The organism is Pseudomonas oryzihabitans NBRC 102199, assembly GCF_000730625.1.
Classification (GTDB): Bacteria; Pseudomonadota; Gammaproteobacteria; order Pseudomonadales; family Pseudomonadaceae; genus Chryseomonas; species Chryseomonas oryzihabitans.
In genome coordinates this window covers 149,496-175,883 of the sequence record NZ_BBIT01000009.1, presented here as the reverse complement: position 1 = coordinate 175,883, position 26,388 = coordinate 149,496, and the positions used below count along the sequence as shown (strand labels likewise).

Annotated in this window: 28 protein-coding genes and 1 riboswitch; of the genes, 20 read left to right on the top strand and 8 right to left on the bottom strand. The window is 68.6% G+C overall.

What is annotated here, in order from left to right; translation table 11 throughout:
* The first annotated feature begins 54 nt into the window (after positions 1-54).
* From POR01S_RS11195 to POR01S_RS11175, 5 genes are all read left to right on the top strand, one after another.
* Positions 55-591: a C40 family peptidase gene (locus POR01S_RS11195; RefSeq protein WP_017638877.1), complete on the top strand. Its 537-nt coding sequence runs from the start codon at positions 55-57 to the stop codon at positions 589-591.
* Positions 592-645: 54 nt separating this feature from the next.
* Positions 646-966, top strand: a complete 321-nt coding sequence (locus tag POR01S_RS11190; protein ID WP_007159236.1) for a hypothetical protein — start codon at positions 646-648, stop codon at positions 964-966.
* Between the two features lie 278 nt (positions 967-1,244).
* On the top strand, positions 1,245-2,471 hold the full coding sequence (locus POR01S_RS11185; protein ID WP_052382653.1) for a cytochrome c: 1,227 nt from the start codon (positions 1,245-1,247) through the stop codon (positions 2,469-2,471).
* A gap of 2 nt (positions 2,472-2,473) precedes the next feature.
* Positions 2,474-2,956: a (2Fe-2S)-binding protein gene (locus tag POR01S_RS11180; protein WP_042135871.1), complete on the top strand. Its 483-nt coding sequence runs from the start codon at positions 2,474-2,476 to the stop codon at positions 2,954-2,956.
* Positions 2,953-5,199 (top strand): xanthine dehydrogenase family protein molybdopterin-binding subunit, encoded by a 2,247-nt coding sequence (locus POR01S_RS11175; protein WP_042135869.1) that lies wholly within the window; start codon positions 2,953-2,955, stop codon positions 5,197-5,199. Before POR01S_RS11180 ends, POR01S_RS11175 begins: the two co-directional genes overlap by 4 nt.
* On the opposite strand, the gene POR01S_RS11170 is transcribed toward POR01S_RS11175, so the two are convergent.
* The 4 genes from POR01S_RS11170 to POR01S_RS11155 form a co-directional block, all read right to left on the bottom strand.
* Positions 5,196-5,813: a DedA family protein gene (locus tag POR01S_RS11170; protein WP_042135867.1), complete on the bottom strand. Its 618-nt coding sequence runs from the start codon at positions 5,811-5,813 to the stop codon at positions 5,196-5,198. The two genes, POR01S_RS11175 and POR01S_RS11170, sit on opposite strands and share 4 nt — an antisense overlap.
* Before the next feature lie 130 nt (positions 5,814-5,943).
* Positions 5,944-6,777 (bottom strand): metallophosphoesterase family protein, encoded by an 834-nt coding sequence (locus tag POR01S_RS11165; RefSeq protein WP_042135865.1) that lies wholly within the window; start codon positions 6,775-6,777, stop codon positions 5,944-5,946.
* Between the two features lie 69 nt (positions 6,778-6,846).
* On the bottom strand, positions 6,847-7,215 hold the full coding sequence (locus tag POR01S_RS11160) for a YggL 50S ribosome-binding family protein (RefSeq protein ID WP_037007217.1): 369 nt from the start codon (positions 7,213-7,215) through the stop codon (positions 6,847-6,849).
* 165 nt (positions 7,216-7,380) lie between these two features.
* Complete coding sequence (locus tag POR01S_RS11155; RefSeq protein ID WP_027596934.1) at positions 7,381-7,710, bottom strand: four-helix bundle copper-binding protein; 330 nt, start codon at positions 7,708-7,710, stop codon at positions 7,381-7,383.
* Between the two features lie 97 nt (positions 7,711-7,807).
* Positions 7,808-8,003, top strand: a riboswitch (cobalamin riboswitch).
* A 96-nt stretch (positions 8,004-8,099) separates the two neighbouring features.
* On the opposite strand from POR01S_RS11155, the gene cobO reads away from it, so the two are divergent.
* The 11 genes from cobO (at position 8,100) to POR01S_RS11100 (ending at position 19,165) form a co-directional block, all read left to right on the top strand.
* Entirely contained in the window at positions 8,100-8,726 is a 627-nt protein-coding gene (cobO, locus tag POR01S_RS11150; protein ID WP_027596933.1) for a cob(I)yrinic acid a,c-diamide adenosyltransferase, read from the top strand.
* Positions 8,720-10,018, top strand: coding sequence for a cobyrinic acid a,c-diamide synthase CobB (locus POR01S_RS11145; protein WP_027602690.1), 1,299 nt, complete (start codon positions 8,720-8,722; stop codon positions 10,016-10,018). The genes cobO and POR01S_RS11145 overlap by 7 nt, the downstream gene beginning before the upstream one ends.
* Positions 10,015-10,665, top strand: a complete 651-nt coding sequence (gene bluB / locus POR01S_RS11140) for a 5,6-dimethylbenzimidazole synthase (RefSeq protein WP_027596931.1) — start codon at positions 10,015-10,017, stop codon at positions 10,663-10,665. The genes POR01S_RS11145 and bluB overlap by 4 nt, the downstream gene beginning before the upstream one ends.
* A complete protein-coding gene (cbiB, locus tag POR01S_RS11135) occupies positions 10,662-11,570 on the top strand; it encodes an adenosylcobinamide-phosphate synthase CbiB (RefSeq protein ID WP_042135862.1) in 909 nt (302 codons plus the stop codon). The genes bluB and cbiB overlap by 4 nt, the downstream gene beginning before the upstream one ends.
* Positions 11,563-12,552 (top strand): threonine-phosphate decarboxylase CobD, encoded by a 990-nt coding sequence (gene cobD, locus POR01S_RS11130; RefSeq protein WP_042135861.1) that lies wholly within the window; start codon positions 11,563-11,565, stop codon positions 12,550-12,552. Before cbiB ends, cobD begins: the two co-directional genes overlap by 8 nt.
* Positions 12,549-14,000: a cobyric acid synthase gene (locus tag POR01S_RS11125; RefSeq protein WP_042135859.1), complete on the top strand. Its 1,452-nt coding sequence runs from the start codon at positions 12,549-12,551 to the stop codon at positions 13,998-14,000. The genes cobD and POR01S_RS11125 overlap by 4 nt, the downstream gene beginning before the upstream one ends.
* On the top strand, positions 14,001-14,522 hold the full coding sequence (cobU, locus tag POR01S_RS11120) for a bifunctional adenosylcobinamide kinase/adenosylcobinamide-phosphate guanylyltransferase (RefSeq protein ID WP_042135857.1): 522 nt from the start codon (positions 14,001-14,003) through the stop codon (positions 14,520-14,522). It abuts the gene before it with no gap.
* Positions 14,519-15,577 carry a nicotinate-nucleotide--dimethylbenzimidazole phosphoribosyltransferase gene (cobT, locus tag POR01S_RS11115; RefSeq protein ID WP_027596926.1) on the top strand — a complete coding sequence of 353 codons (1,059 nt, stop codon included), beginning with the start codon at positions 14,519-14,521 and terminating at the stop codon, positions 15,575-15,577. The genes cobU and cobT overlap by 4 nt, the downstream gene beginning before the upstream one ends.
* Positions 15,570-16,121 carry a histidine phosphatase family protein gene (locus POR01S_RS11110; protein ID WP_042135855.1) on the top strand — a complete coding sequence of 184 codons (552 nt, stop codon included), beginning with the start codon at positions 15,570-15,572 and terminating at the stop codon, positions 16,119-16,121. Before cobT ends, POR01S_RS11110 begins: the two co-directional genes overlap by 8 nt.
* Positions 16,121-16,852: an adenosylcobinamide-GDP ribazoletransferase gene (locus tag POR01S_RS11105; RefSeq protein WP_042135854.1), complete on the top strand. Its 732-nt coding sequence runs from the start codon at positions 16,121-16,123 to the stop codon at positions 16,850-16,852. The genes POR01S_RS11110 and POR01S_RS11105 overlap by 1 nt, the downstream gene beginning before the upstream one ends.
* A 159-nt stretch (positions 16,853-17,011) precedes the next feature.
* The gene (locus POR01S_RS11100) at positions 17,012-19,165 is read left to right on the top strand and encodes a putative bifunctional diguanylate cyclase/phosphodiesterase (protein WP_042135851.1); all 2,154 of its coding nucleotides are present in this window, start codon (positions 17,012-17,014) and stop codon (positions 19,163-19,165) included.
* Positions 19,166-19,268: 103 nt separating this feature from the next.
* Here POR01S_RS11100 and POR01S_RS11095 read toward each other — a convergent pair whose 3' ends face one another.
* Positions 19,269-20,573 (bottom strand): OmpP1/FadL family transporter, encoded by a 1,305-nt coding sequence (locus tag POR01S_RS11095; protein WP_027602701.1) that lies wholly within the window; start codon positions 20,571-20,573, stop codon positions 19,269-19,271.
* A 284-nt stretch (positions 20,574-20,857) separates the two neighbouring features.
* On the opposite strand from POR01S_RS11095, the gene rnd reads away from it, so the two are divergent.
* From rnd to POR01S_RS11080, 3 genes are read left to right on the top strand one after another with little or no spacing between them, the layout of a single operon-like run.
* Positions 20,858-22,012, top strand: a complete 1,155-nt coding sequence (gene rnd, locus POR01S_RS11090; protein ID WP_027596919.1) for a ribonuclease D — start codon at positions 20,858-20,860, stop codon at positions 22,010-22,012.
* On the top strand, positions 22,009-22,311 hold the full coding sequence (locus POR01S_RS11085; protein ID WP_027596918.1) for a YcgL domain-containing protein: 303 nt from the start codon (positions 22,009-22,011) through the stop codon (positions 22,309-22,311). Before rnd ends, POR01S_RS11085 begins: the two co-directional genes overlap by 4 nt.
* Positions 22,308-23,249, top strand: a complete 942-nt coding sequence (locus POR01S_RS11080) for a D-2-hydroxyacid dehydrogenase (RefSeq protein WP_042135849.1) — start codon at positions 22,308-22,310, stop codon at positions 23,247-23,249. The genes POR01S_RS11085 and POR01S_RS11080 overlap by 4 nt, the downstream gene beginning before the upstream one ends.
* On the opposite strand, the gene POR01S_RS11075 is transcribed toward POR01S_RS11080, so the two are convergent.
* The gene (locus tag POR01S_RS11075) at positions 23,234-23,830 is read right to left on the bottom strand and encodes a nitroreductase family protein (RefSeq protein WP_027596916.1); all 597 of its coding nucleotides are present in this window, start codon (positions 23,828-23,830) and stop codon (positions 23,234-23,236) included. The genes POR01S_RS11080 and POR01S_RS11075 overlap by 16 nt on opposite strands.
* 135 nt (positions 23,831-23,965) lie before the next feature.
* Here POR01S_RS11075 and POR01S_RS11070 point away from each other — a divergent pair, with 135 nt between their 5' ends.
* Entirely contained in the window at positions 23,966-24,415 is a 450-nt protein-coding gene (locus POR01S_RS11070) for a YcgN family cysteine cluster protein (RefSeq protein ID WP_007159211.1), read from the top strand.
* A gap of 8 nt (positions 24,416-24,423) precedes the next feature.
* Here the strand turns inward: POR01S_RS11070 and POR01S_RS11065 are convergent, their stop codons facing one another.
* A complete protein-coding gene (locus tag POR01S_RS11065; protein WP_042135846.1) occupies positions 24,424-25,407 on the bottom strand; it encodes an oligopeptide/dipeptide ABC transporter ATP-binding protein in 984 nt (327 codons plus the stop codon).
* Positions 25,404-26,387 carry an ABC transporter ATP-binding protein gene (locus tag POR01S_RS11060; protein WP_042135844.1) on the bottom strand — a complete coding sequence of 328 codons (984 nt, stop codon included), beginning with the start codon at positions 26,385-26,387 and terminating at the stop codon, positions 25,404-25,406. Before POR01S_RS11060 ends, POR01S_RS11065 begins: the two co-directional genes overlap by 4 nt.
* Between the last annotated feature and the right edge of the window lies 1 nt (position 26,388).

Sequence of the window (26,388 nt, the reverse complement as noted above, 5' to 3'; positions counted from 1 at the left end):
TCGAGGCTGCGTGGCAGGCCGACGGTGATCGATGGATAACTAAGGATGTCTCCAATGCCGCATGCGGCTCGCCTCGGATTGTATTGCGCCTTCGTGCTGCTGGCCGCCTGTGCCGGCAGGCCGCCCCAGGCACCCGCACCGGTCGCCCCGGTCGTCTCCCGCCCCCTGCTGGAAAGCCAGGCCCAGGCCGCCAACGATGTGCTCTTTCGGGCAATTGGCCTGGTCGGCACTCCCTATCGCTACGGCGGCAATACCCCGGCGGGTGGCTTCGATTGCAGCGGCCTGATCGGCTACGTCTATCGCGATGCGGCCGGGGTGACCCTGCCGCGTTCGACCCGCGAGATGATCACCCTTGGCTCGCCCAATGTGGCGCGCAATGCCCTGCAGCCCGGTGATCTGATCTTCTTCGCCACCGCCGGTGGCCGTCAGGTCAGCCATGCCGGCATCTACGTCGGGGAAGGGCGCTTCGTCCATGCGCCGCGCACTGGTGGGACGGTGCGCCTGGACAGCCTGGCCAAGCCCTATTGGCAGAACAGCTATCTGCAGGCCAAGCGCGTGCTGGTCACGCCGAGTCTCGCCGGCGGCTATTGAACCCCGTTCCGCCCGGGCCGCTCGAATAGGCATCCAGCCCGTGCGGAGCCCATCATGCCCCAGGCGATACGTCTGCCGCCCCAGCCGGCTCGTTGCGAGCTGTGTGGTAGGGCGGCGCCGCTCACCCGCCATCACCTGATCCCTCGCTCGCTGCACGACAAGGCCTACGTGCGCAAGAGGTTCGACCGCGTCAGCCGGATCACCGCCACCCTCTGGGTCTGCCGACCCTGCCACAACCATATCCACCAGACCTTCGACGAAAAGACCCTGGCGCTGGAATACAACAGCCGCGAGTTGCTGCTCAGCGATGCGCGCATTCGCCAGTTCGTCGACTGGCTGGCGGCCAAGCCCGATGGCTTCGTGCCCAAGCGTTGAGTAATACCACCCCTTTAGTGCTTATACTTGGAAAGTCTTCCTTCCTGTCCTGAGTACGGGTAATCAAAACTGGTGGTTATTGGCGACTCAGTAGCTCGCGCCAGGGCGCAGCCGGAGTGGAGCGGGAATGTAAAGGCCGCCGTTGACGTGCGGGTCGAAACTGTCGCCTGCATCTCACCTCCAGGGGCGAACGCCACGGGCGCTTGCCGCTGCGATTAGGATGACGGCAACGCCACGGCGGAATCCGCCCGTCCGGTTCGACCTCAAGAGGAGAGCTGATGAGATCCCTGGCCCTGCCCCTGTTGGCGGGGATGCTGCTCCTGTCCAAGGCCGCGCCGGTACGCGCCGACGAGGCGACCCTGGCGCGGGGCGAATACCTGACCCGGCTGGGCAACTGCCAGGGCTGTCATACCCGTCCCGACGGTGCACCCTTCGCCGGTGGTGTCGCCTTCGATACGCCTTTTGGCCGTCTTTACTCAAGCAATATCACGCCGGATCGCGAGCACGGCCTGGGCGACTGGACGGCGGACGAGTTTCGCCGCGCCTTGCACGACGGGCTGGGGCGCGATGGTGAGCAGCTCTATCCGGCCTTTCCCTATACGGCCTTTACCCGCCTGAGCGACGAGGACATCGCCGCGATCTTCGCCTATCTGCAGATCCAGCGACCGGTGCCCTATGCGCCGCCCGCCAACGGCCTGCGCTTTCCCTTCGATCAGCGCGCGCTGATCCGCGGTTGGAAATGGCTCAACTTCACGCCGGGTCCGTTACCGGTTACTGCCGATGCGCAGGTGGCGCGGGGCGCCTACCTGGCCGAGGCGGTGGGGCATTGCCAGGAATGCCACACGCCGCGGACCTGGAGCCAGGGTCTCGACAGCGGCCGGGCCTATGCCGGGGCGACCCAGCAGGGTTGGACCGCCTGGAATCTCACCGCGGACCCGCGCGGCCTCGGCGGCTGGAGCGATGCCAAGCTCGCCAGCTATCTGCGCGAAGGCCATCAGCGCGGCGAGGCTGTGGCGGCGGGCCCCATGGCCGAGGTGGTGAGCGGCGGTACCCGCCATCTGAACGATGCGGATCTCGGTGCCCTGATCGCCTATCTGCGGACCCTACCAGCGCAGCCCGGAGCGGTTCCGGCGCGTGCCGAGGTGCAGCCACCCGGTGAAACCGGGCCGCTCACTGCCGCCGAGGCGGAAAGTGCGGCCTTGCTGCAATCCGCCTGCGCCAGCTGTCATGCGCCGGACGACCAGGGGCCGGCCGGTCCCTATCCGCGCTCCTTCAGCAACTATTCGGCGGTGCGCGATCCGGCAGGGACCAACCTGGTGCGCGTGCTGCTCGACGGGCTCGACCGCCAGGGACGCACCGAGCACGCCTTCATGCCAGCCTATCGGGAGTTGCTCAGTGATCAGCAACTGGCCGATCTGGCCACCTACATCGGCCGCCGCTTTGGTGGTCACGCCGCTCATATTCGTCCCGAGGACGTGGCGGCGGCGCGCGAACGGGAGCACTAGCGGTGGCGGTCCTCGAACTCAAGGTCAATGGCGAGTCGCGACAGCTCGACGTCGATCCACGCATGCCTCTGCTGGACGCCCTGCGCGACGAGCTGGGCCTCAAGGGGCCGAAATTCGGCTGCGGCCTGGGCGAATGTGGTGCCTGTACGGTGCTGGCGGATGGCAAGCCGGTGCGTGCCTGTCTGCTGCCGGCGGCGTCCTTTGCCGGTCGCGAGCTGCTGACCCTGGAAGGCCTGGGCACGCCAGCGGCGCCGCATGCGCTGCAACGGGCCTTCATCGAAGAGCAGGCGGCGCAGTGCGGCTATTGCATCCCTGGCATGGTGATGACCGCCCAGGCGCTGCTCGCCCGGGTGCCCGATCCCAGCGATGCGCAGATCCGCCAGGCGCTGGCGGCCAATTTCTGTGGCTGCGGGACCCACTATCGCATCCTGCGCGCGGTCAAGCGGGCGGCGGTGCTCTTGCGCGACGGGCAGGCCCCGGCATGACGCTGTCCCGCCGCACCTTTCTCGGCGGCAGCGCGGTGCTGCTGCTGGGCTTCAGCCTGCAGCGACCGGTCGCCGCCCAGGTATTGCCCGCACCTGCTGACACTGCGAGTCTGGCCAAGACCCTCGATCAACGGCAACTGGACGCCTGGCTGGCGGTGGATGCCCAGGGCCAGGTCATTGTCTACAGCGGCAAGGTGGAACTGGGTACCGGGGTCAGCACGGCGCTGCGGCAGATCGTGGCCGAGGAGCTCTGCGTGGCCTTTGCCGCCACCCGATTGATCCAGGGCGATACCCGGCTGACGCCCGACCAGGGCATCACCGCCGGCAGCAAGAGCCTGCAGGTGGGCGGCGCCCAATTGCGCAAGGCCGCCGCCAGCGCGCGGCAATTCCTGTTTCTGGAAGGATCGCGGCGCCTGGGGCTGGATCTGGCGGTGGTGGACACGGTGGATGGCCGGGTGGTCTATCGTGGCGATCCCACCGGGCGTTTCGTCAGCTATGGCGAGCTGGTCGGCGGACGGCCGCTGGGGCGGCTGGTCAACCAGGCGGTGCGTACCCGCGCCGTCAAGGACTATCGCCTGGTCGGGACCTCGGTGCCGCGGGAAGACATCCCGGCCAAGCTGTTCGGCAGCTTCGCTTACGTCCACGACCTGCGCCTGCCCGGCATGCTGCACGGTTGCGTGGTGCGGCCGCCCTGCATCGGTTCGGCGCGGTTGGCGGGGGTGAGCGTGCGTGGTATCGATGCCAGCGCGCTGCCGGCCGGTGCTCAGCTGGTGTACGAGGGCGCCTTCGTCGCGGTGGTGGCCGAGCAGGCCTGGCTGGCGCGCCAGGGCGCGGCGGCGCTGCGGGTGGACTGGAGCCTGGTGCCGGACCTGCCCCTGCCAGGCGAACTCTATGCCCGGCTGGAAGCCAAGGCCGGACCGGCCGACCTCCAGCAGGAGGCCGGCGATGTCGCGGGGGAGTTGGCCAACGCCGCCCAGCGGCTGGACGCCGAGTATCGCTGGCCCTATCAGAATCACGACTCCATCGGTCCGTCCTGCGCGGTGGCAGAGGTGCGTGCCGACGGCGCCACCGTCTGGAGCGGTACCCAGGGCGTCTATCAGCTCCGGGCGGCGCTGGCGGATCTGCTGGCGCTGCCGGAAGACAGCATCCATGTCATCTACCAGCAGGCGTCGGGTTGCTATGGCCATAACGGCGCCGATGACGCGGCGGCCGATGCGGCGCTGCTCTCCAAGCTGTGCGGCCGTCCGGTCCGGGTGCAATGGAGTCGCGCCGACGAACACGGCTGGAATCCCAAGGGACCGGCCATGCTGATGCGCCTGGCCGGCGGCCTGAGCGCGGCCGGCGATCTGCTGGCCTGGCGCTTCGCCAACTGGACGCCCACCCACCTGACCCGCCCCAACGGCCAGATCGGCAAGGCGGCGCTGCTCGCCGGACAACTGGCCTACAACCTGCCGCTCAAGGGTGGGCGGGGCGGTGGCAATCGCAATGCGCCGCTGGACTACGACCTGCTCAATGTCCAGGTGGCGACCCACTGGCTGGAAGCCGGGGATTCGCCGCTGCGACCCTCTGCCCTGCGCGCCCTGGGGGCGGTCGGCAATACCTTCGCCAACGAATCCTTCATGGACGAGCTGGCCCTGGCGGCCGGGGTTGATCCGCAGGAATTCCGCCTGCGCTATCTGCAGGACCCCCGCGCCCGGGCGGTGCTGCAGGCCGCCACGGCCAAGGCCGGTTGGCGACCGTCGGCCCGGCAGGAAAAGACCTGGGACGGCGCCCTGGCGAAAGGTCAGGGCCTGGCCTTCCTGCGCTATGAAAATGAGAACGCCTATGTGGCCGCGGTGGTCGAGGTGGCGGTGAGCGAGGCGGCGGGGATCCGCGTCACCCGGGTGGTGGTGGCCCATGACTGCGGGCTGATCGTCAATCCGGATGGCCTGCGCAACCAGCTGGAAGGCTGCGTGGTACAGGGCATCGCCCGGACCCTCAAGCAGGCGGTGCGCTTCGATCAGCAGGGGGTAACCAGTCTGGAGTGGGGCGCCTATCCGCCGCTGACCTTCAACGAATTGCCCGAGCTGGAACTGGAGCTGATCGATCGGCCGGAAGAGCCGGCGGTGGGGGCCGGGGAGGCCACCACCGCCGCCATCCCAGCGGCCATCGCCAATGCCGTGGCGGCGGCGACCGGTCTGCGCCTGCGCGAGGTACCGCTGAATCGCCAGCGTCTGCGCGAGGCGCTGGCCGCCCGCCGCTAGGCGCGTTTCAGCCGCTGCTTGAAGAACAGCGCGGCGCCGGCGCCCAGCACGGCGACCACCGCCGCGCCGATCCACAGCGACTCGTTGCCGGCGAAGCTGAAGTGGTTGGCGCCCTTGGCCGCCAGATAACCCGGGCCCATCATCAGTGGCGCCCAGACGATGGCCGAGAGCACGTTGGCCGACTGGAAGCGCAGCTGGTTCATCGCCATCATCCCGGCCACCAGGGGCACGGTGTTGCGGATCATGGTCAGGAAGCGCCCGCCGAAGACCGCGAAGAAGCCATAGCGGCGGAAGAACAGCCGGGTCCGGGCCACCTGCTTGCGATAGCGGCGAAAGGGCGGGCGGTGGACGATGCTGGGACCGAGCCAGCGGCCGATGATATAGGAGCAGATGTCGCCGAGGATGGCGCCGACGATGGCGGCCAGCACCAGCGGCACCGGCGAGAGCACCCCGGAGCCGGCCAGGCCGCCGACCACCAGCAGCAGCGCCGTGGCCGGAATGAAGACGCCCAGCAGCACCAGGGACTCGCCAAAGGCGAGTAGGCCGACGAGCAGCGGTGCCCAGGCCTGGTGGGTTTCGATAAAGCCAAGCAGCGATTGCGTCAGGGATTCCATGGGAGGCCACTCTTGCCGAAAGTCCTAAGACTACGCGGCGCCCGTGGCCTGCCAGCCGTTTCAACAGCTTGAATCAATTTCCATTGCTGGAAGTGCGCGCGAGCGCGCATAGGCGTCCCGGTCGGACGCCTCAGCCTTCCGCGAGGGCGTCCTGCGCAGCCTGCCAGCGCAGTGCGTGACGCTCGCCGACGACGAAACGATCGCCCTGGAAGTCCCAGCGCTCCACGTCCACGGTCTTCTCCGTTCCTTCGCCGACCAGCAGGCGATTGAAGGAGTTGGGCGAGGTGCCGCGCACGCGCGACGAGAGGGCGGTGCCGGCCTGCACGATCCAGACCTCGCGGGGGAGGGTGGGGTACTGGCGACTCAGCGGCAGCACATAGGGCAGGTGGATATGGCCGCCCATCACCAGATCCAGGCCGGCATCGGCCCAGGTGGCCAGGGCGTGATCGGCATTGTGCTGCAGATTGCTCAGGTCGCTGAGTTCGAGGGCGCCGAAGGGCTGGTGGGCGATGACGATGCGCAACTTGCCCGGGCCTGCGCGGCGCAGGCGTTCGGCGACGCGCTCGATCTGCACGGTGCTCACCGCGCCATCCTTGTGGCGTTGCGGGGCGGTGGTGTTGAGTCCGACCAGCAGGAGCTCGTCGTTCTCGAAACTGGGCTCAAGGTCCTGGCCGAAATGGCGGCGATAGTTGCCATAGGGCGTCAGGAAACGAGCGAATACATTGTACAGCGGCAGGTCGTGATTGCCCGGGATCACCAGGGTGCGGGGAATGCCGTAGCTTTCCAGGCGTTCGACGAAGGTCTTGGCGGCGGCGAATTGCTCGCGGCGGGCACGCTGGGTGATGTCCCCGGAAAGGATGAGGACATCGGCGCCGTGTTCGCGGACATGGGCTTCCAGGGCCGCGACCACGGCGGGTTGCTCGGTGCCGAAGTGGGTATCGGAGATTTGCAGGAGGGTCGTCATGAGGACCTGGTTTCCAACGGATTCCCCTTTACGACCGCAACGGACGCCAAGCTATCCGGCGAAGGCTAGTTAGACTTCGCCGTCGTGGTGCCAGGCGTCATGCAGATCGGAGGCGTTGGCTTCGCCGACTTCGGCGCGGGCCTTGAGCCAGTCCAGCAGCGCGGTACGGTCTTCCGCGGTGGGCGAGGTGTAGCGCTTGTTGGCCATGATGGTGCCTTCGACCCAGGCGTTGTCGAAGCCGCCGATGTAGTCCAGCTTGCGCTCTTCGACGTAGTCGATGAAGTCGCCCAGGAAGGTGTCCAGATCGTCTTCGCTGAGTTCGTTCTTGAAGCTCACCTTGATTTCAAAGGCCAGTTCCTGGAATTCGCCCAGGTACTGCTTCTTGCGCAGGCGACGCTTCATGCGGCTCAAACGGGGATCTTGGTTGGTATCGGTCATGGCGAAGGCCTGGATATCGATGAAAGGGCGGGCATTATCCCTGGCGTCGCCGGGTAATGCCAATGCCGAACGCCCGAGCGGCGGCTTCCTGTGCGGGATTCGGCTGCGACCAGAGCGCGCAGCACGGCAGCCGGCGCTCAGCGGATGCGGTTATCGGCAGCCGCCTCAGGCGGCCATGGCCGCGCAGGCGTCGGCGCAGGCTGCGCAGGCCCGGGCGCAGGCCTGGCAGTGTTCGGCCTTGTGCTTGCCGCATTCGGCGGCGCAGGCGCGGCAGGTGGCCAGGCACAGGGCGCAGGCTTCGGCGATGCGGTCGCTGCCGCGCTGCATGAAGGTGGCGGCCAGGCGGCAGGCGTCGGCGCAATCGCGATCCAGACGGACGCAGTCACGCATCATGTCCAGATTGGCTTCGCCCAGGCAGGCGCTGGCGCAGGTTTCGCAGGCGGCGGCGCAATCGAGGCAGGCCTTGATGCAGGCGGCGAGGGTGGCATCGTTCATCCGGTAGCTCCTGGCGGTGGGTGTCTAGGGTGGACCCGTCCGCGCGACGCCGAGTTCGGGCGGCGCCATCGATTGACGCTCTCCCGGCTAGTCCGTACCCTGCGCCCTTGCACGTGGTGCCCCGCCTGGAGCGGGGTGAAACAGGGAAGCCGGTCGAGCCGGCGCTGCCCCCGCAACGGTAGTTGAGCAGTAGCTGCGCGATGCCCACTGGCCCTGGCCGGGAAGGGGCGCAGCGGATGCCCTCAGGGCATCGGCTCACCAGCCCGGAGACCGGCCACGCTTGCGTTCATCTCGGCGATGCGGAGGGCGTCGCGCGGCGTCGCCACCTGCCTTGCGCGGGCGGCGTCTCTGCCCGTTTCTCCGCCGCGCCCGCACCCGGAGAACCATCCATGACCGACACCCCCGATTCGACCAGCCCCGAGCGCGACGAGCGCCACCGCGCGCGCATGGTGCGCAAGAAGGCGGTGATCGACGCCCGCATCGCCGAAGCCCAGGACGAACGCGGCCTGCTGCTGGTGCATACCGGCATCGGCAAGGGCAAGAGCAGCTCCGCCTTCGGCATGGCGGCGCGCGCCCTCGGCCACGGCATGAAGGTGGGGGTGGTGCAGTTCATCAAGGGCCGCCGCGACACCGGCGAGCAACTCTTCTTCAAGCGCTTTCCGGACGAGGTGCGCTACCACGTCATGGGCGAGGGCTTCACCTGGGACACCCAGGACCGGGCCCGCGACCTGCAGTCGGCGGCCGCGGCCTGGGCGGTGGCGGTGGAGCTCCTGCGCGATCCGGCCATCGGCCTGGTGCTGCTGGACGAACTCAACATCGCCTTCAAGCATGGCTATCTGGAGGTCGACCAGGTGCTGGCCGACCTGGCCGGGCGTCCGGCCCATCAGCACGTGGTGGTGACCGGCCGCGGTGCGCCACAGGCGCTGGTCGAGGCCGCCGACACCGTGACCGACATGAGTCTGGTCAAGCACGCCTTCCAGGCCGGCGTCCGCGCCCAGCAGGGCATCGAATGGTAGGCGAGACGCGGCATTGCCCGGCGCTGCTGATCGCCGCCCCGGCCTCGGGTCAGGGCAAGACCAGCGTCACCGCCGCCCTGGCCCGGTTGCATGCCCGACAGGGGCGGCGGGTACGGGTGTTCAAGTGCGGCCCGGACTTTCTCGATCCGATGATCCTGGCCCGCGCCAGCGGCGCGCCGGTCTATCAGCTCGATCTGTGGATGATCGGCGAGGCCGAGAGCCGGCGCCTGCTGTGGGAAGCGGCGGGGGAGGCGGATCTCATCCTCATCGAAGGCGTCATGGGGCTATTCGACGGCCAGCCCTCGGCCGCCGACCTGGCCGAGCGCTTTGGCGTACCGGTGCTGGGCGTGATCGACGCCGCCGGACTGGCGCAGACCTTTGGCGCCCTGGCCTATGGCCTCGCCCATTACCGGCCGAGCCTGCCCTTCGCCGGGGTGCTGGCCAACCGCAGCGGCAGTCCGCGGCAGACCCAGCTGATCCGCGGCAGCCTGCCGGCGGGCATGACCTTCTTTGGCAGTCTGCCGCGCGATGCCGGCATCGAATTGCCGAGTCGTCACCTGGGGCTGATCCAGGCCGACGAGGTCACCGACCTGGATCGCCGTCTGGACATGGCGGCCGATGCCCTGGGCGCCAGTTCCGACATCGAATTGCCGCCGCCCGTGGCCTTCGCCGCGCCGGAGCCGACCGCGGTCGAGCCACTGCTAGCCGGAGTGCGGATCGGTGTGGCCCGGGATGCGGCGCTAGCCTTCATCTACCAGGCCAACCTGGATCTCTTGCGCGCCCTGGGCGCCGAGCTGCAGTTCTTTTCCGTGCTGGCCGACACGACGCTGCCGGCGGTGGACAGCCTTTATCTGCCGGGCGGCTATCCCGAGCTGCACCTGCAGACGCTGTCCAACAACCTGGGCATGCGCGCGGCCATCCGCGCCCACCACGCAGCGGGCAAGCCGATCCTCGCCGAGTGCGGCGGCATGCTCTATCTGCTCGACGAACTGACCGACAAGGCCGGCGAATCCGCCAGCCTGCTCGGACTGCTGCCGGGCAGCGCGCGGATGCAGGCGCGACTCACGGCCCTGGCCCTGCAGTCGGTGGACTTCGCGCAGGGCACCCTGCGCGGCCATACCTATCACCACTCCGCCCTGGAGTCACCCGAGACGCCCTGGGCGCGCGGGCTGTGCCCCAACGGCAAGGCGGTGGCCGAGGCGGTCTACCGAGACGGTCGCCTCACCGCCAGCTATATTCACTTCTACATGCCGTCGGCACCCGCCGCGGCCGCCGCGATGCTCAAGCCGTGACCACGACCCCCTATACCCCCGCCGACCAAGCCGCCGTCTACCGAGCCATCGCCGAGCGCCGCGACATGCGCCATTTCTGCGGTGGCGAGGTGCCTCCCGAACAACTGGCCCGTCTGCTGGGCGCTGCGCACCAGGCGCCCAGCGTCGGACTGATGCAGCCCTGGCGCTTCCTGCGCATCAGCGATCCAGCCCTGCGCCAGCGGCTGCACGAACTGGTGGAAGAAGAGCGCTGCGCCACCGCCGAGGCCCTTGGCGAGCGCAGCGACGACTTCATGAAGCTCAAGGTGCAGGGCATCCTCGACTGCGCCGAGGTGCTGGTGGCGGCGCTCATGGACGGCCGCGAAGCCCACGTCTTCGGCCGCCGTACCCTGCCGGAGATGGACCTGGCCTCGCTGTCCTGCGCCATCCAGAATCTCTGGCTGGCCGCCCGCTGCGAAGGCCTGGGCATGGGCTGGGTGTCGCTGTTCGAACCGGAAGCCGTGCGCAGCCTGCTGGAGATGCCGGAAGGCGCCCAGCCGGCGGCCATCCTCTGCCTGGGGCCGGTGGAAGCCTTCTACCCGCGGCCCATGCTGGAAGAGGAGGGCTGGCGCCAGGGGCGGCCGCTGGAGGAATTGGTCTTCGAGAACCGCTGGGGCCAGAAGCCATGATGCTGGCCTTCGCGGTCGTCGGCGGCATGCTGCTCGACCTGCTGCTCGGCGAACCCCGCCGCGCCCATCCCCTGGTCCTGTTCGGGCGCCTGGCCGATAGCCTGGAGGCCCGCTTCAATCCCGGCGGGCGCGGCTGGCGCAGCCATGGCGTGATGGCCTGGAGCCTGGCCGTGTTGCCTTGGGTGCTGCTCACCGCCTTGCTCTGCCAGATCGGCTGGCTGGCCTGGATCATCCAGCCCCTGGCGCTGTATCTGGCCGTGGGACTGCGCAGCCTGGGCGAGCACGCCGAGCCGGTGGCGCGCGCTCTGCAACGCAACAACCTGCCCGAGGCGCGGCGTCGGGTCGGCTATCTGGTCAGTCGCGAAACCAGCGAGCTGGACGAGACCGCCGTGGCCCGCGCCGCCACCGAATCGGTGCTGGAGAACGGCAGCGATGCGGTCTTCGCCGCGCTGTTCTGGTTCGCCCTGCTCGGCGCACCCGGCGTGGTGCTCTATCGCCTGGCCAATACCCTGGACGCCATGTGGGGCTATCGCACGCCGCGCCTGGAGCGTTTCGGCTGGGCCGCGGCGCGCCTGGACGATGTCCTCAACTATATCCCCGCGCGCCTGGTGGCCCTGACCTATGCCGGCCTCGGCCGTTTCTGGAGCGCCATCGAAAGCTGGCGGACCCAGGCGCCGCTGTGGGAAAGCCCCAACGCCGGCCCAGTGATGGCGGCCGGTGCCGGTGCCCTGGGCGTGAGCCTGGGCGGTCCGGCCCGCTACCACGGCGAGTGGCACGAGCGCCCGGTGCTGGGCCGTGGCCCGGCGCCGACCTTCCTGGCCATCACCCGCGCCCTGAAATTGGTCCGCCGTGGCGCCTGGTTGTGGACCGCACTCATCGCCCTGGGAGGACTGCTGCTTGCTTGAGCACGGCGGTCGCCTGAGGCGCGCGGCGCGCACCTACGACATTCCCCTGGGCGACTGGCTGGACCTATCCACCGGCCTGGCCCCCTGGCCCTGGCCGCTGCCGGAGATTCCCGCCAGCGCCTGGGCACGGCTGCCCGAGCCCGACGACGGCCTGGTGGAAGCCGCCTGCGCCTGCTACCGGGCCAGCGCGGCACTGCCGTTGGCCGGCTCCCAGGCCGCCATCCAGGCGCTGCCGACCCTGCGTCCAGCCGCGCGGGTCGCGGTGCTGGCGCCCTGTTATGCCGAGCATGCCCTGGCCTGGCGTCGCGCCGGGCACGAGGTGCTGGAGTGGGACGAGACAGGCATCGCGACTCATCTCGACCAGCTGGACGTGGTGGTGGTGGTCAATCCCAACAACCCCACCGGCGAGCGCCTGTCGCCCGCCCGGCTGCTGGACTGGCACGCCCGGCTCGAACGCCGGGGTGGCTGGCTGGTGGTGGACGAGGCCTTCATGGATCCCACCCCGGGGGCAAGCCTTGCACCCTTCAGCGATCTGCCCGGCCTGATCGTGCTGCGCTCCTTTGGCAAGTTCTTCGGACTGGCCGGGATGCGGCTGGGCTTCGTGCTGGCGGCGCCGAGCCTGCTGGCGCAGTTGGACGAGCAGTTGGGGCCCTGGACGGTGAACGGCCCCAGTCGTTATCTCGCCCGGCAACTGCTGGCCGATCAGTCGGGCCAGCAGCGTCAGCGCGAGGCGCTGCTCGAGGCCGGCGAACGTCTGGCCGCCATGCTCGCCCGCCATGATCTTATGCCCATAGGTGGTTGCGCCCTGTTTCAATTGCTGCAGCGCCCGGATGTCGCGGATCTGCACGAACACCTGGCCCGCCAGGCCATCCTGACCCGTCTGTTTCCCGCGCTTGGCGCTCTGAGATTCGGTCTGCCCGGCGACGAGGCCGGCTGGCAGCGCCTGGACCAGGGCCTCGCCAGCTACCGGAGTCCCCTATGAGTACGCTGATGGTGCAGGGCACCACCTCCGACGCCGGCAAGAGCACCCTGGTGGCCGCCCTGTGCCGCTGGCTCTATCGCCAGGGCGTGGCCGTGGTGCCCTTCAAGCCGCAGAACATGGCGCTCAACAGCGCCGTGACCGCCGATGGCGGCGAGATCGGCCGCGCCCAGGCGGTTCAGGCCCAGGCCTGTGGCCTGGCGCCCCATACCGACATGAATCCCGTGCTGCTCAAGCCCAATACCGATGTCGGCGCCCAGGTGATCATCCATGGTCGCGCCGTCACCAGCATGGATGCCAAGGCCTATCACGCCTACAAACCGGTGGCGCGGGAAGCGGTGCTGGCCTCCCATGCGCGATTGGCCGAGCGCTATCAGGTGGTGCTGGTGGAAGGCGCCGGTTCGCCGGCCGAGATCAACCTGCGCCAGGGCGACATCGCCAACATGGGCTTCGCCGAGGCGGTGGACTGCCCGGTGCTGCTGGTGGCGGACATCGACCGCGGCGGCGTCTTCGCCCATCTGGTCGGCACCCTGGACCTGCTCGAACCCAGCGAACAGGCGCGCGTCGCCGGCTTCATCATCAACCGCTTCCGTGGCGACCTGGCCCTGCTGCAACCCGGGCTGGACTGGCTCGAAGCCCGTACCGGCAAGCCGGTGCTCGGCGTGCTGCCCTATCTGCACGACCTGCACCTGGAAGCCGAGGATCGCCTGGCCACCGGCCAGGTCGCCAAGCAGGGACCGCGCCTGCGGGTGGCGGTGCCGGTGATGCCGCGGCTGAGCAACCACACCGATTTCGATCCCCTGCGCCTGCATCCCCAGGTGGAATTGCTGTTTGTCCGCCAGGGCGAGGAATTGCCCGCCGCCGACCTGATCATCCTCGGCGGCTCCAAGAGCGTGCGCGGCGACCTGGCCTTCCTGCGCGCCCAGGGCTGGGATACGGCCATCGCCCGTCACCTGAGATACGGGGGACGGGTGCTGGGCATCTGCGGCGGCTTCCAAATGCTTGGCGAGCGGATCGCCGATCCCCTCGGGCTGGAAGGCGCGCCGGGTGACAGCGCCGGTCTGAACCTGTTGGCCATGACCACCGAACTGGCGGCGGAAAAGCAGCTGCGCAACGTGCAGGGCTGGCTGAACGACGGCAATGCCGAGGTGGCCGGCTACGAGATCCATGCCGGCGTCAGCCAGGGCCCGGCCCTGGAGCGCCCGGTACTGCGCTTCGCCGATGGCCGCGTCGACGGCAGCCTCAGCGACGACGGCCAGGTGCTGGGCACCTACCTGCACGGCCTGTTCGAGTCGCCAGCCGCCAGCGTCGCCTTGCTGCGCTGGGCCGGCCTGGCCGAGCCGCGGCAGCTGGACTACCACGCCCTGCGCGAACGGGATCTGGAGCGCCTGGCCGATCTGGTCGAACACCACCTGGACACCGGGCGCCTGCGCGCCCTCTGCGAGCTCTAGATGCGTGAATTCATCCTCGGTGGCGCGCGCTCCGGCAAGAGCGCCCTGGCCGAGCGCCTGGCCGCCGAGTCCGGCCTTGCCGTCACCTATATCGCCACTGCCGGTGGCAGCGATGCCGAGCTGGCGCGGCGCATCGAGCGCCATGCCGCCCGCCGGCCGGCGCACTGGGCGCTGGTGGAAGAACCCCTGGCGCTGGCCGAACGCCTGGCGGCCCTGGCGGCGCCGGAGCGCTGCCTGCTGGTGGACTGCCTGACCCTCTGGCTGACCAATCTGCTCCTGCTCGACGATCCCCAGCGCCTCGATCGTGCCTGCGCGGAGCTGCTCGAGCTCGTGCCGCAGTTGCCCGGTCACTTCATCTTCGTCAGCAACGAGACCGGCCTGGGCGTCGTCCCGCTGGGCGAGCTGACCCGCCGTTATGTCGATGCCGCTGGCGAATTGCACCAGGCCTTGGCCGCGCGCTGCGAGCGCGTGGTGCTGACCGTCGCCGGTCTCCCCCTGACCCTCAAAGGAACCCCGCTATGAGCATGCCCTGGTGGCAAGGACCCTGCCGCCAACCCGATACCGCTGCGGCCGAAGCCGCACGCCAGCGGCAGACGGTATTGACCAAGCCGAGCGGTTCGCTCGGTGATCTGGAAGTGCTGGCCATCCAGTTGGCGGCCCTGCAGGGCACGCCGCGGCCGCTGCTGCAGCGCACCGCCATCGCGGTCTTCGCCGGTGATCACGGGGTGGTGGAAGAGGGCGTCTCGGCCTATCCGCAGTCGGTGACCGCCGAGATGGTGCGCAACTTCGTCTGCGGCGGGGCAGCCATCAGCGTGCTCGCCCGGCAACTGGATGCTGCTCTGGAAGTCATCAACCTGGGCACCGTCACGCCCCTGGAAGCCCTGCCCGGCGTCATCGACCTGCCCCTGGGGCGCGGTACCGCCAACTTCACCCTGACCCCGGCCATGACCCATGACCAGTGCCAGGCGGCGCTGCTGGCCGGTCGCGACGCCGTCCTGCGCGCCTGTGCCGGCGGCGCCGACCTGTTCATCGGTGGCGAGATGGGCATCGGCAACACCACCGCCGCCAGCGCCATTGCCAGCGTGCTGCTGGATACCTCGCCGCTGGCCCTGGCCGGCCCCGGGACCGGGCTGGACGCCGATGGCGTGGCGCGCAAGGTGGCGGTCATCCAGCGCGCCCTGTTGCGCCATGGCGACGCCCTGGAGGATCCCTACGAACTGCTGCGCCGCCTGGGCGGCTTCGAGCTGGCCGCCCTGACCGGTGCCTATATGGCCTGCGCCCAGCAGGGCCTGCCGACCCTGGTCGACGGCTTCATCTGCTCGGTGGCAGCCCTCTGCGCCCAGCACCTGCAACCCGATACCCGCGACTGGCTGCTGTTCGCCCACTGTGGCGCCGAGCCCGGCCACGCCGCGGTGCTGCTGGCGCTGGGCGGCGAACCCCTGCTGGATCTCGGCCTGCGCCTGGGCGAAGGCAGCGGCGCGGCCCTGGCCGTGCCGCTGCTGCAGCTGTCCTGCCGCCTGCACAGCGAGATGGCGACCTTCGCCGAAGCCAGCGTCTCCAGTCGCGCCCATGACTGACTGCTGGCTGCTGCGCCATGGCGTCACCGAAGGCCCCGAAGGCTTTCGCGGACGCCTCGATCCGCCGCTGGCGGAACACGGCTGGGCGCAGTTGCGCGCCGCCGTCGCCCCGCAGCCGCCTTTCGAGCTGATCCTGACGTCGCCGCAGCAGCGTTGCGCGCGCTTCGCCGAGTGGCTGGCGGCGGAGCAGGGCGCCGAGCTGGCGGTGGAAGCCGATCTGCGCGAACTGGATTTCGGCGCCTGGGAAGGCCGTACCGCCGCCGAACTCATGCAGGACCAGGCAGAGGCCCTGGGCCGCTTCTGGGCCGATCCCTATGCCTACACCCCGCCCGGGGGCGAACCCGTGGCGGCCTTCGCCACGCGGGTCCTGGGCGCGGTGGCCCGCTGGCGGCCACGGCTGCAGGGCCGGCGCAGTCTGATCGTCACCCACGGCGGCGTCATCCGCCTGCTGCTGGCCCGCCAGCGGGGGCTGCCACCCAAGGACCTGCTGCAGGTCGAGGCGCCCTACGCGACCCTGCGGCCGCTGACGCTGGAGGAGGGCTGATGCCGCTGCCGCTGCTGATCGCCGTGCAGTTTCTGACCCGTCTGCCGGTGCGCCTGCCCGGCATGCCGCCCGCTGCGGCCGTCGGCCGCTCGGTGCTCTGGTATCCGGCGGTCGGCCTGCTGCTGGGGGCGCTGCTCAGTCTGATCGCCTGGCTGGGGGCGTCGGGCGGTGTCTTGCTGCAGGCGGCCCTGGTGCTGGCCGGCTGGGTGATCCTCACCGGCGGCCTGCATCTGGACGGCCTGGCCGACACGGCGGATGCCTGGATCGGCGGCTACGGTGACCGCGAGCGGACCCTGGCCATCATGAAGGATCCGGCCTGCGGCCCCATGGGCGTGCTGGCGCTGCTGCTGACCCTGCTGCTCAAGTGGAGCGCCCTGGTGGTGCTTCTGCCCCACGCGCCAGCCGCGCTGTGGCTGGCGCCACTGGCCGGTCGCCTGGCATTGCCCTGGCTGTTGCTGACCACCGCCTATGTGCGCCCTGGCGGTCTGGGCGAGCTGCTCAGTCGTCACCTGCCGCGGAAGGTCCTGGTCCGGGTGCTGTTGCTGGGGGCTCTGGGCATGGTCCTGCTACCCCAGGGCCTGACCGCGCTGCTGGTGACCGCCGGGATCGCGCTGCTGGTGCGTCGCGCCCTGCGCCAGCGGCTTGGCGGTACCACGGGCGATACCGCGGGCGCCCTGCTGGAGATCGTCGAAGCCGGGGTGCTGGTCGCGCTGGCCCTAACGCTGGGCTGAAAAATCGGCCCAAGCGTGAGATACCCGGGATTTTGCGATCTCCGTCCTTGAACGACCCGGGTTAACGGGTTAATAAGGCGCCTGGTTGCGCGCCCAGCGAAGCCACCTCGGCACGTGCGGATCCAGAGGGAGTCGTCGTCAGCTGGACAAGGAGCCCCAATGACCGATGCGCCTCACAGCGCCGCCTCGCCCCGGGAAGTCGCCCCCGCGTCGCGGCTCCGCCTCAAGCCTCGCAGCCTGTTCGCCAAGTTCTTTCTGGCGTTCATCCTGGTGGACGCCCTGGGTACCCTGCTGTTCACCCTGCACAGCTATCGCCAGGCGCGCGACGCCAGCAGCCAGAGCATCGACTATCGCCTGATGAGCGCGGCCCTGGCGCTGCCGGAGATCCTCGGCGAAGACTATCTCGCCCAGTTGCAGGACCCGGCCAAGGCGGACCCGGAGCGCTACCAGCGAACCCTGATCACCCTGGATCGCTATGCCCGCAAGGCCGGACTGGCCTCGCTCTATGCCTTCGTCAAGGAAGGGTCAGACTTTCGCTTCATCATGGATTCGGCCAACGAGGAGGAAATCCGCGTCGGCTACTTCGGCGACTATCGCCAGCTCTACGATCAGGCCCCCCCGGAACTCGGTGCGGTGTTTGCCGATCATCAACCGCGTTTCGCGGAGTATCAGGATAACTTTGGCAGTTTCCGTTCCCTGTTCCTGGCCATTCCAGGACAGGACGGGCAAGCAGTCGTCATAGGGGCGGACATGTTCATGGAAGGAATAGCAGCGGCGGAGCAGTCGGCTCTGCTGGATTCGCTGCTCATAGGGGCGATCATCTTCGCGATGGGCGCCCTGGTCAGCCGAATTCTGGCTGGCGCGCTCAATCGCTATCTGGCCCGTCTCGGGCAGGCCACCGAACGTATCGCCGACGGTGACTATCAACTGGGGCTCAAGGAAGGTCGCGATCCGGTCGGCCGGCTGGGCCGCGCCATGAACCAGATGGGCGCCGCCTTGGCCGCGCGCGAGCGGCGCATCAGCCAGCTGGCCTTTCGCGACATGCTCACCCGCCTGCCCAATCAGGTGCGGCTGGTGCTGGAAATCCGCCAGCGCATCGAGCGCGCCGCAGCCGGACGCTTCGCCGTGCTGCTGCTGGACGTGGCCAACTTCCGCAACATCAACGAATTGCTCGGCCAGGAAGGCGGCGACAAGATCCTGCGCCACCTGGCCCGCCGGTTGAGGGTCGCGGCGCCGGAAGAGAATGGCGTGGCGCGGATCGGCGCCGACACCTTCGTCCTCTTGCTGCCCTGGTTCGACGACGCCTCGGCGGAGGCGGCGCTGCTGTCGCTGCGCAACCTGGTGGAGAAGCCCTTCGTCAGCGGCAACCAGCGGGTGTCCCTGCGCATCACCTTTGGCATCGCCTGCTACCCTGAGCATGGCGGCAGCGCCGAAGCCCTGCTGGCCAACGCCGAGACCGCGCTGCAGGACGCGCGCCGGCGTCAGCTGCCCTTCGCCTTCCATGACCCGGACCAGGAACGTCAGCGGCAGCTCGGCATCGCCATGCTCGACGCCCTGGACCTGGCCGTGGACCACGATCAGCTGCGGCTCTATCTGCAACCCAAGATCGCGCTGCCCGACGGCCGCGTCGAGGGCGCCGAGGTGCTGATCCGCTGGCAGCATCCGGAACTGGGCCTGCTCAAGCCGGACGCCTTCGTCGGCATCGCCGAACAGAGTCGCAAGATCTGCGACATCACCCTCTGGGTGCTGGAGCGCTGCATGCGCCTGCAACGGGAGCGGCAGCTGGGCGCCCTCAAGCTCAACGTCAATCTGTCGCTGCTGGACCTGGAGCACCCGGCCTTCATCGCCCGCATCGGCCGGCTGCTGGACGAGACCGGCGCCATGGCCGCCGGCTTCTGCCTGGAAATCACCGAATCCCGCGCCATGAGCAATCCGGTGCAGGTGCTCGACTGCCTGCGCCAGCTCAAGGCCATGGGTTTCGAATTGTCGCTGGACGACTTCGGCGCCGGGCACTCCTCGCTGGCCTGCCTGAGCAGCTTTCCCATCGACGAGCTGAAGATCGACCGCCAGTTCATCGAGCACTGCCAGCTGCCCGGGGATCAGGAGGTGATCAGGCTGCTGGTCCAGCTGGGCCAGTTGCGCGGGTTGCGGGTGGTGGCCGAAGGCGTGGAAACCCGCCAGGCCCTGGAGGTGCTCACCGATCTGGGCTGCGACCAGATCCAGGGCCAACTGGTGGCCGGTGCCCTGTCGCTGGACGACTTCCAGCGCTGGTACGCCGAGCAGGAACAGGGCCTCTGGGCGCTCAGGGCTTAGCCTGATACCAGTTTCAGCCGTCGCTGCAGGTAGCCGTAGCTCGATCGATAGCCTGAAAAGCACGAAGCCGCCTGGCGGCGGCTTCGGTAGCGGACCCTGATGCTTAGAAGCGATAGGTCAGCTGGGCACCCAGACCGTGGGCGCTGTTGTCGTACTTGGCGCTGTAGCCGGCCTTGGTGGAGGTGGCGGGGCGATTGATCGACACGTCGTCTTCCCAGAGGTAGGCATAGGCGACGTCGATGGTCATGTCCTTGGTCGGCGACCAGCCGGCGCCCACCGAGAAGGTCTTGCGATCGCCCACCGGGATGCGCACGTTGCGGTTGCCGTTGTCGGCCGGCGAGGGGTCGATGGCCATGCCCGCGCGCAGCACCCACTGGGGATTCAGCTGATAGGCCGCGCCAACGGCGTAGGACCAGGTGTCCTTCCAGTTGAGCTCTTCCGTCACGGTCGCCAGGGGCGAACCCAGCACCGGCAGGGTGGGGGTGCCCTCGTTCTCCACGTCGATCGACTTGAGGCGACTCCAGCGGGTCCAGGTGGCACCGGCGTACATCGTCCAGTCGTTGTTCAGTCGGTAGGTGAAGGAGGCGTCGCTGCTTTCCGGCAGGGTGATGTTGAGGCTGGCGTCATACTTGCCGTTGAGTCGGCTGACCAGGGCGTTGGTGATCGGGCTGGCCTGGCTGTTGGCGCCGGTGACCTCGGTGTTGCCCTTGAGCTTGTAGGTGACCTTGGAGTGGTAGGTCAGGCCGAAGGTCAGGTCATCGGTCAGGTCCGCGAGCAGGCCGACGTTGAAGCCGTAGGCGGTGTCGTCGCCGTCGATCTTGACCTGGCCATCCTGGGTGCTGCCGAAGTTGACGTTGCTGTTGAGCTTGCCTTCGATGCGGTTGATGGTCGGACCGAAGCCGATGGAGACCTTGTCGGTGATCTTGTAGCTGACGGTGGGCTGGATGGTGATGACTTCCACCTTGCTCGCCTGACCCTGGTAGCGACCCTGGAAGGCGTGCTCGTAGTTGCTGATCAGCGCATAGGGGACATACACACCCAGGCCGAAGTGCAGGCGGTCATCCACCGGGGTCACGAAGTAGCCGAAGGGCACCACCGAGTTGGGCACCATGTCGCCGTCGTTGCTGCCCTGAACGGCCTGGCCGTTGGCATAGCGGCCGCTGGCATCCTTGATGTCGATCTTGGCATGGATGTAGGCACCGCCCAGGGACACCTCGCGACCCAGGCGCGACATGCCGGCCGGGTTGCCATAGATGGTGGAGGCGTCCTGCGCGGAGGAAGAGCGTCCGGCGAAGGAAGTACCCATCCCGCTGACACTTTGTTCGTTGATAGCCAGACCGTTCGCCAGGGCATAGCCGGAAGCGCTCGAAACGGCCAATGCAAGTAGGGTCAGTTTTATTGTTTTCATGCTCTTGCAGCTCCATTGAAAGGCGAGAAGCGCTTACCTCCGCGGATTCCCAAGTCCGAGTGAGTACCTGCGCACACTCAGCTTTTAGCAGGCCCTGCTTGCGAATACAAAAAAAACTATTCGGTCACGTTTGGTTCGGGGCGGTCAGCCGGCGTTCATCCGACGAACCCGCCTGGAAAGGCGCTGAATGCCATGCGTTCCGGTACCGGAAAGGCGGGTCGAGCGGCACCGAAGATCGTGCCAGGGTGGCTTATACTGTCGGCTCATCTGTTCGGAGTGCGCCCTTGACTTCTGCCCCTCACTGGATCCGCGACGACGCGGCGCTGGCCGCCCTCTGCGCGCGCTGCCAGACCTTGCCCTTCATCGCCCTCGACACCGAATTCATGCGGGTCGACACCTTCTATCCCAAGGCCGGCCTGATCCAGATCGGCGACGGCGAACAGGCCTACCTGGTCGATCCCCTGTGCATCGGCGACTGGACACCCTTCGCCGCGCTGCTGGAAGACCCGGCCGTGGTCAAGGTGCTGCACGCCTGCAGCGAAGACCTGGAAGTGTTGCTGCGCCTGACCGGCAGCCTGCCCCAACCGCTGTACGACACCCAACTGGCGGCGGCCTATCTGGGCCTGGCGCATTCCATGGGGTATTCGCGGCTGGTCGCCGAAGTGCTCAAGATCGACATACCGAAGGACGAGACCCGCTCCGACTGGCTGCAACGCCCCCTGACGCCCCTGCAGGAGCGTTATGCGGCGGCCGACGTGACCTATCTGGTCGACGTCTACCTCTATCTCGATGCGCGGCTGGATGACCAGCGGCGGGCCTGGTTGCTGGAGGATGGCGCCGAGCTGGTGGCCAATCTGCGCCGCGTCAGCGATCCCTGGGAAGCCTATCGCGATGTCAAGCTGGCCTGGCGCCTGTCGCGTCAGCAACTGGCGGTGCTGCGGGTGCTCTGCCACTGGCGCGAGGTCCAGGCCCGCGAGCGCGACCAGCCGCGCAACCATGTCCTGCGTGAACGCTCGCTGTGGCCGCTGGCGCGTTTCCAGCCCACCGACAAGCAGGCCCTGGCGCGCATCGACGACATGCACCCGCGCACCGTGCGCCAGGATGGCGATACCCTGCTGGCGCTGATCGCCGAAGGCGCGGCCACCCCGGCAGAGCAATGGCCGGCGCTGCAGTCCGAGCCCTTGCCCCATGAGGCGTCGCCCCTGCTCAAGGCCTTGCGCGCCATCGGCGAACGGGACGCCGAGGCACTGGGCATGGCGCCGGAACTGATGCTGCGCAAGAAGGTGCTCGAAGCCCTGCTGCGCACCGGCTGGCCCGATGGCGACTATCAGTTGCCCGACAACCTGCGGGGCTGGCGTCGCGAGCGCTTCGGCCAGGCCCTTCTCGATCACCTGCAGGCGCAGCGCACCCCGCCAGCGCCCCTGGAAGACACCCCATGAAATTGCTGTGCTCCATCTACCGAAGCCCGCGCAAGCCGGAAATGTACCTCTACGTCGACAAGCTCAAGGGCCTGACACCTGTCCCCGAGGGCCTGCTCACGGCCTTCGGCCCTCCGGCTCTGGCCTTCGAATTCGTGCTGACCCCCGAGCGCAAGCTGGCGCGAGAAGACGTCGCCAAGGTCCTCGAGAACATCGCCAAGCAGGGCTACCACCTGCAGATGCCGCCGCCGGAGCTGGAGCGCGACGACTATATCGAGCACCTGCCCGAAGAACTGCTGCGTCTCAACGATCCGCTATGACCGCCGTCCTGCTGCTGGAAGACGCGCCGGCCGGCTATGTCGATGCCTGGCGCCAGCTGGCGCCGGAGCTGGACCTGCAGGTGCCGGCGGACCCGGCTGCGGCCGTGCGTCTGGCGCAGCAACCGTGCTACTGGCTCGGCCAACCCGATCGCGCTGCGGCCCTGCTGCGCCAGGGCGTAAAGCCGCTCTGGCTGCAATCCACCTGGGCCGGCTATGCGCCGCTGCTGGCCGCGGAGCTGCCATGCGACTATCGCTTCAGTCGGGCGGTGGGTCTGTTCGGCCAGAGCATCGGCGAATACGTCCTGACCTATCTGCTGCAGCATGAGCGCCAGGTGGCGGCGCGTCAGCTCAGTCAGCGGGAAGGGCGTTGGGATACCCGGGCGCCAGGCACCCTCGCCGGGCGGCGCCTGTTGCTGGTCGGGACAGGGGACATAGGCCAGGACATCGCCCGCCTGTTCGCGCCGTTCGGCATGAGCCTCACCGGCGTCGCCCGCAGTGCGCGAACCTTGCCTGGCTTTGACCGGGTGGTGCCGCTCTCAGAGCTGCACCAGGCGGCGCGGGAGGCGGACTTCGTTGTCAATCTGCTGCCGGACAGCGCCAGCACCCGCGATCTCTACGACGCGGCCTTCTTCGCCGCCGTGCCTGCCGGCGTCTTGTTCATCAATGCCGGACGCGGCACCAGCGTGGTGGACACCGATCTGATCGCCGCACTGGAAAGCGGCCACCTGGCCGGGGCGGTACTGGACGTGTTCCGTCAGGAGCCGCTGCCGATCGAGCATCCCTTCTGGCAGACGCCCAATCTGCACCTCACCGCCCATGTCGCCGGACCCACGCCACCGGCGGCGGCCGTCCGGTTGTTCCTCGACAATCTCCAGCGCCTGCAACAGGGGCAGCCCCTGCGCGGCGCCGTCGAGCTCGCCGCTCAGCCGAAGGTATAGGGGCCGGCCACCGCCAGCTCCTCGACGGTCAGGCGTGGGCTGGGCAGCTCGCGCCCCTGCAGGGACTCCGGCAGGCTGGCCTTGTCGCCCAGCTTGCCAATGGCCACCGCCAGCTCGACCTTGAACGCCGCCGGCACCTTGAGTTCGCGCTGGATGCCTTCGCGGTCGATCCCGGCCATGCCGTGGGCGTGCCAGCCGGCATTGGTCGCCTGCAGCGCGAGGTAGGCCCAGGCCGCACCTGCATCGAAACTGTGGCTGGGGAAGGGGACCTCCTCACCGCTGCTGGCGCGCAGCAGGGTGGTCTTCGACAGGATGATCACCAGGGCCGAAGCGTGTTGCGCCCAGCCACGATTGAATTCGGCCAGCAGACTCAGGAACAGCTCCCAGTGGGCATCGCCGCGCCGTGCATAGAGAAAGCGCCAGGGCTGGGCATTGAAGGCCGAGGGCGCCCAGCGTGCGGCCTCGATGAAGCCGAGCAGCGTCTCTTCCTCGATGGCGACCGGTTCGAAGGCGCGCGGCGACCAGCGCTGCACGAATTGCGCGTCGACGGGGTATTGCGGAGTACGGCTGGTGCTGGTCATGGCTTCACCACGGAGGAAAGGGAATCTGGCACGGTAATCCGGCCGGGCGGAGTCGACAAGGGCGCGAACGGTGCTTGGCGCTCGCGGCGTGCGGCACTAGACTGCGCGCCCCCTCTCTTTGCCACGATCCCCGCCATGGCCGCCATCACCCAGCCGTTCTGGAAGCGCAAGACCCTCGACCAGCTCGATGCCCAGGAGTGGGAGTCGCTGTGCGACGGCTGTGGCCTGTGCTGCCTGCAGAAACTCGAAGACGAGGACGACGGCGCCGTCTATTACACGCGCATCGCCTGCAAGCTGCTGGATCTCAAGACCTGCCAGTGCAGCCGCTACGCCGAGCGCACCCGCTTCGTCCCCGACTGCATCCAGCTCACCCCAGCCCAGGCCGACCAGTTCGCCTGGCTGCCGCCCACCTGTGGCTATCGCCTGGTGGCCGAAGGCAAGGACCTGCCGGAATGGCACCCGCTGATCTGCGACGACCCCGAGGCGGTGCACAAGGCCGGCATCTCCCAGTCCGGCCGCATGCTCAGCGAGACCCAGGTCGCCGAAGACGACTGGGAAGACTATCTGATCTTTCGTGCGGGCTGATCCCGGCCTCAGACCACTGCGGGGCTGTTCCGTAGCGGCGTCGTAAGACCCGCCACCCGATGGCAGCGGACCTCCGCCAATCTGCCTGGCAACAGCGCCTGAGGGTGCTCGCAACCGGTACCCGCCTGGGGACAGCGATCCCGAAAGAAGCAGCCGCTCGGCAGCACCCGGTTGCCCGGCAACTCGGTACGCTGCGCGGCGGCATCGCCGGTGAGCGGCTGATCCAGGCGCGGCACCGCCTCCAGCAAGAGCCGGGTATAGGGATGACTCGGGTGTTCCAGCACCTCAGCCGCCGCCCCCAGTTCGACGATCTGCCCCAGGTACATCACCGCTACCCGGTCGGCCAGGTGGCGCACCACCGAGACGTTGTGGGAGATCAGCACGAAGGTCAGGCCGCGCTCGCGCTGCAGCTGGGCCAGCAGGTTGAGGATTTGTGCCTGCACCGAGATATCCAGCGCCGAGGTGGGTTCGTCGAGGATGATGATGTCCGGATCCGACGACAGCGCCCGGGCGATGGCGATGCGCTGGCGCTGACCGCCGGAGAACTGATGCGGGTAGCGATCCAGGTATTCGGGACGGATACCGACCTGCAGCGCCAGGCGCTCGGCCAGGGCGCGCAATTCGGCAGAGGAGCTGCGACCCCGCACCACCAGCGGTTCGGTGATCAGCTTCCACACTGGCAGGCGCGGGTCCAGCGAGGACTGCGGGTCCTGGAAGACGATCTGGATGTTGCGTTCGCCACGGGCGGCGCCGGCGAGGGTGCCGCTCACCGGCGCCACCAGCCCCATCAGGACCTGGGCCAGGGTGCTCTTGCCGCAGCCGGATTCACCGAGCACGCCCAGCGTTTCGCCGGGAAAGAGCCGCAGGTCGATGCCGTTGAGGGCATGGGCCTGGCCCTTGGTGCGCCCGAGCCAGTCGCGGCCCACCGGATAGCGAACCTCGATGCCCTTGAGCTCCAGCAAGGGTACGGCGGGCGGAGAAAGGGTGTTCATGCCGGGGCGTCCTCCGCCTGCAGCCAGCAGGCGCTCAGGTGATCGGGGGTGTCCGTCGGCAGCAGCGCGGGGCGTGTCTCGCAGCGCTCATGGCGCCGGCTGCAACGCTCCTTGAAGCTGCAGCCACCAGGCAGCTGGGCCAGGTTGGGCACCTGTCCGGGGATGCTGGCCAGATCGCTGCCCGGCACCGCCTTTTCCGGCAGGCAGGCCAGTAGGCCTTGGGTATAGGGATGCCGGGGGGCCTGCATGACCGCCGCGGTGGCTCCCTGTTCGACGATGCCGCCGGCGTACATCACATAGACGCGGTCGCAGAATTGCGAGACCAGCGCCATGTCATGGGTGATCAGCAGGATGGCGGTGCCCCGCGCCCGCGCCTTCTCGCGCAGCAGGAGCAGCACCTGGCGCTGCACCGTGACGTCCAGCGCAGTGGTCGGCTCATCGGCGATCAGCAGCTGCGGATCGCAGGAGAAGGCCAGGGCGATCATGATGCGCTGGCGCATGCCGCCGGACAGTTCGAAGGGATAGCGTTCGAGGATCTGCTCGGGATCGGCGATGTGCATGTCCTTGAGCAACTCGATCGCCCTGGCGCGGGCCTGGGCGGCATCCAGCGCGGTATGGCGGCGGATCACGTCCAGCAGCTGGCGACCGATGCGCCGTGTCGGATTGAGCGCGGTCATCGGCTCCTGGAAGATCATCGCCGCCTCGCGGCCGCGCACTTCCATCAGCTGGCGCTCGCTCAAGGCGAGCATGTCGTGACCCACCAGGTTGACGCTGCCGCCGGTGACCCGGTAGCTGCCGGGGGGCAACAGGCCGAGGGTGAGCATGGCGGTGACCGACTTGCCCGAGCCGGACTCGCCCACCACGCCGACGATCTCGCCGGGGGCCACGTTCAGGCTGACGCCGTTGAGCGCCTTGGCGCTGCTGCGAAAGCCGGGAAATTCCAGATTCAACTGGTCGATGTGCAGAACGGGCTGGCCCATG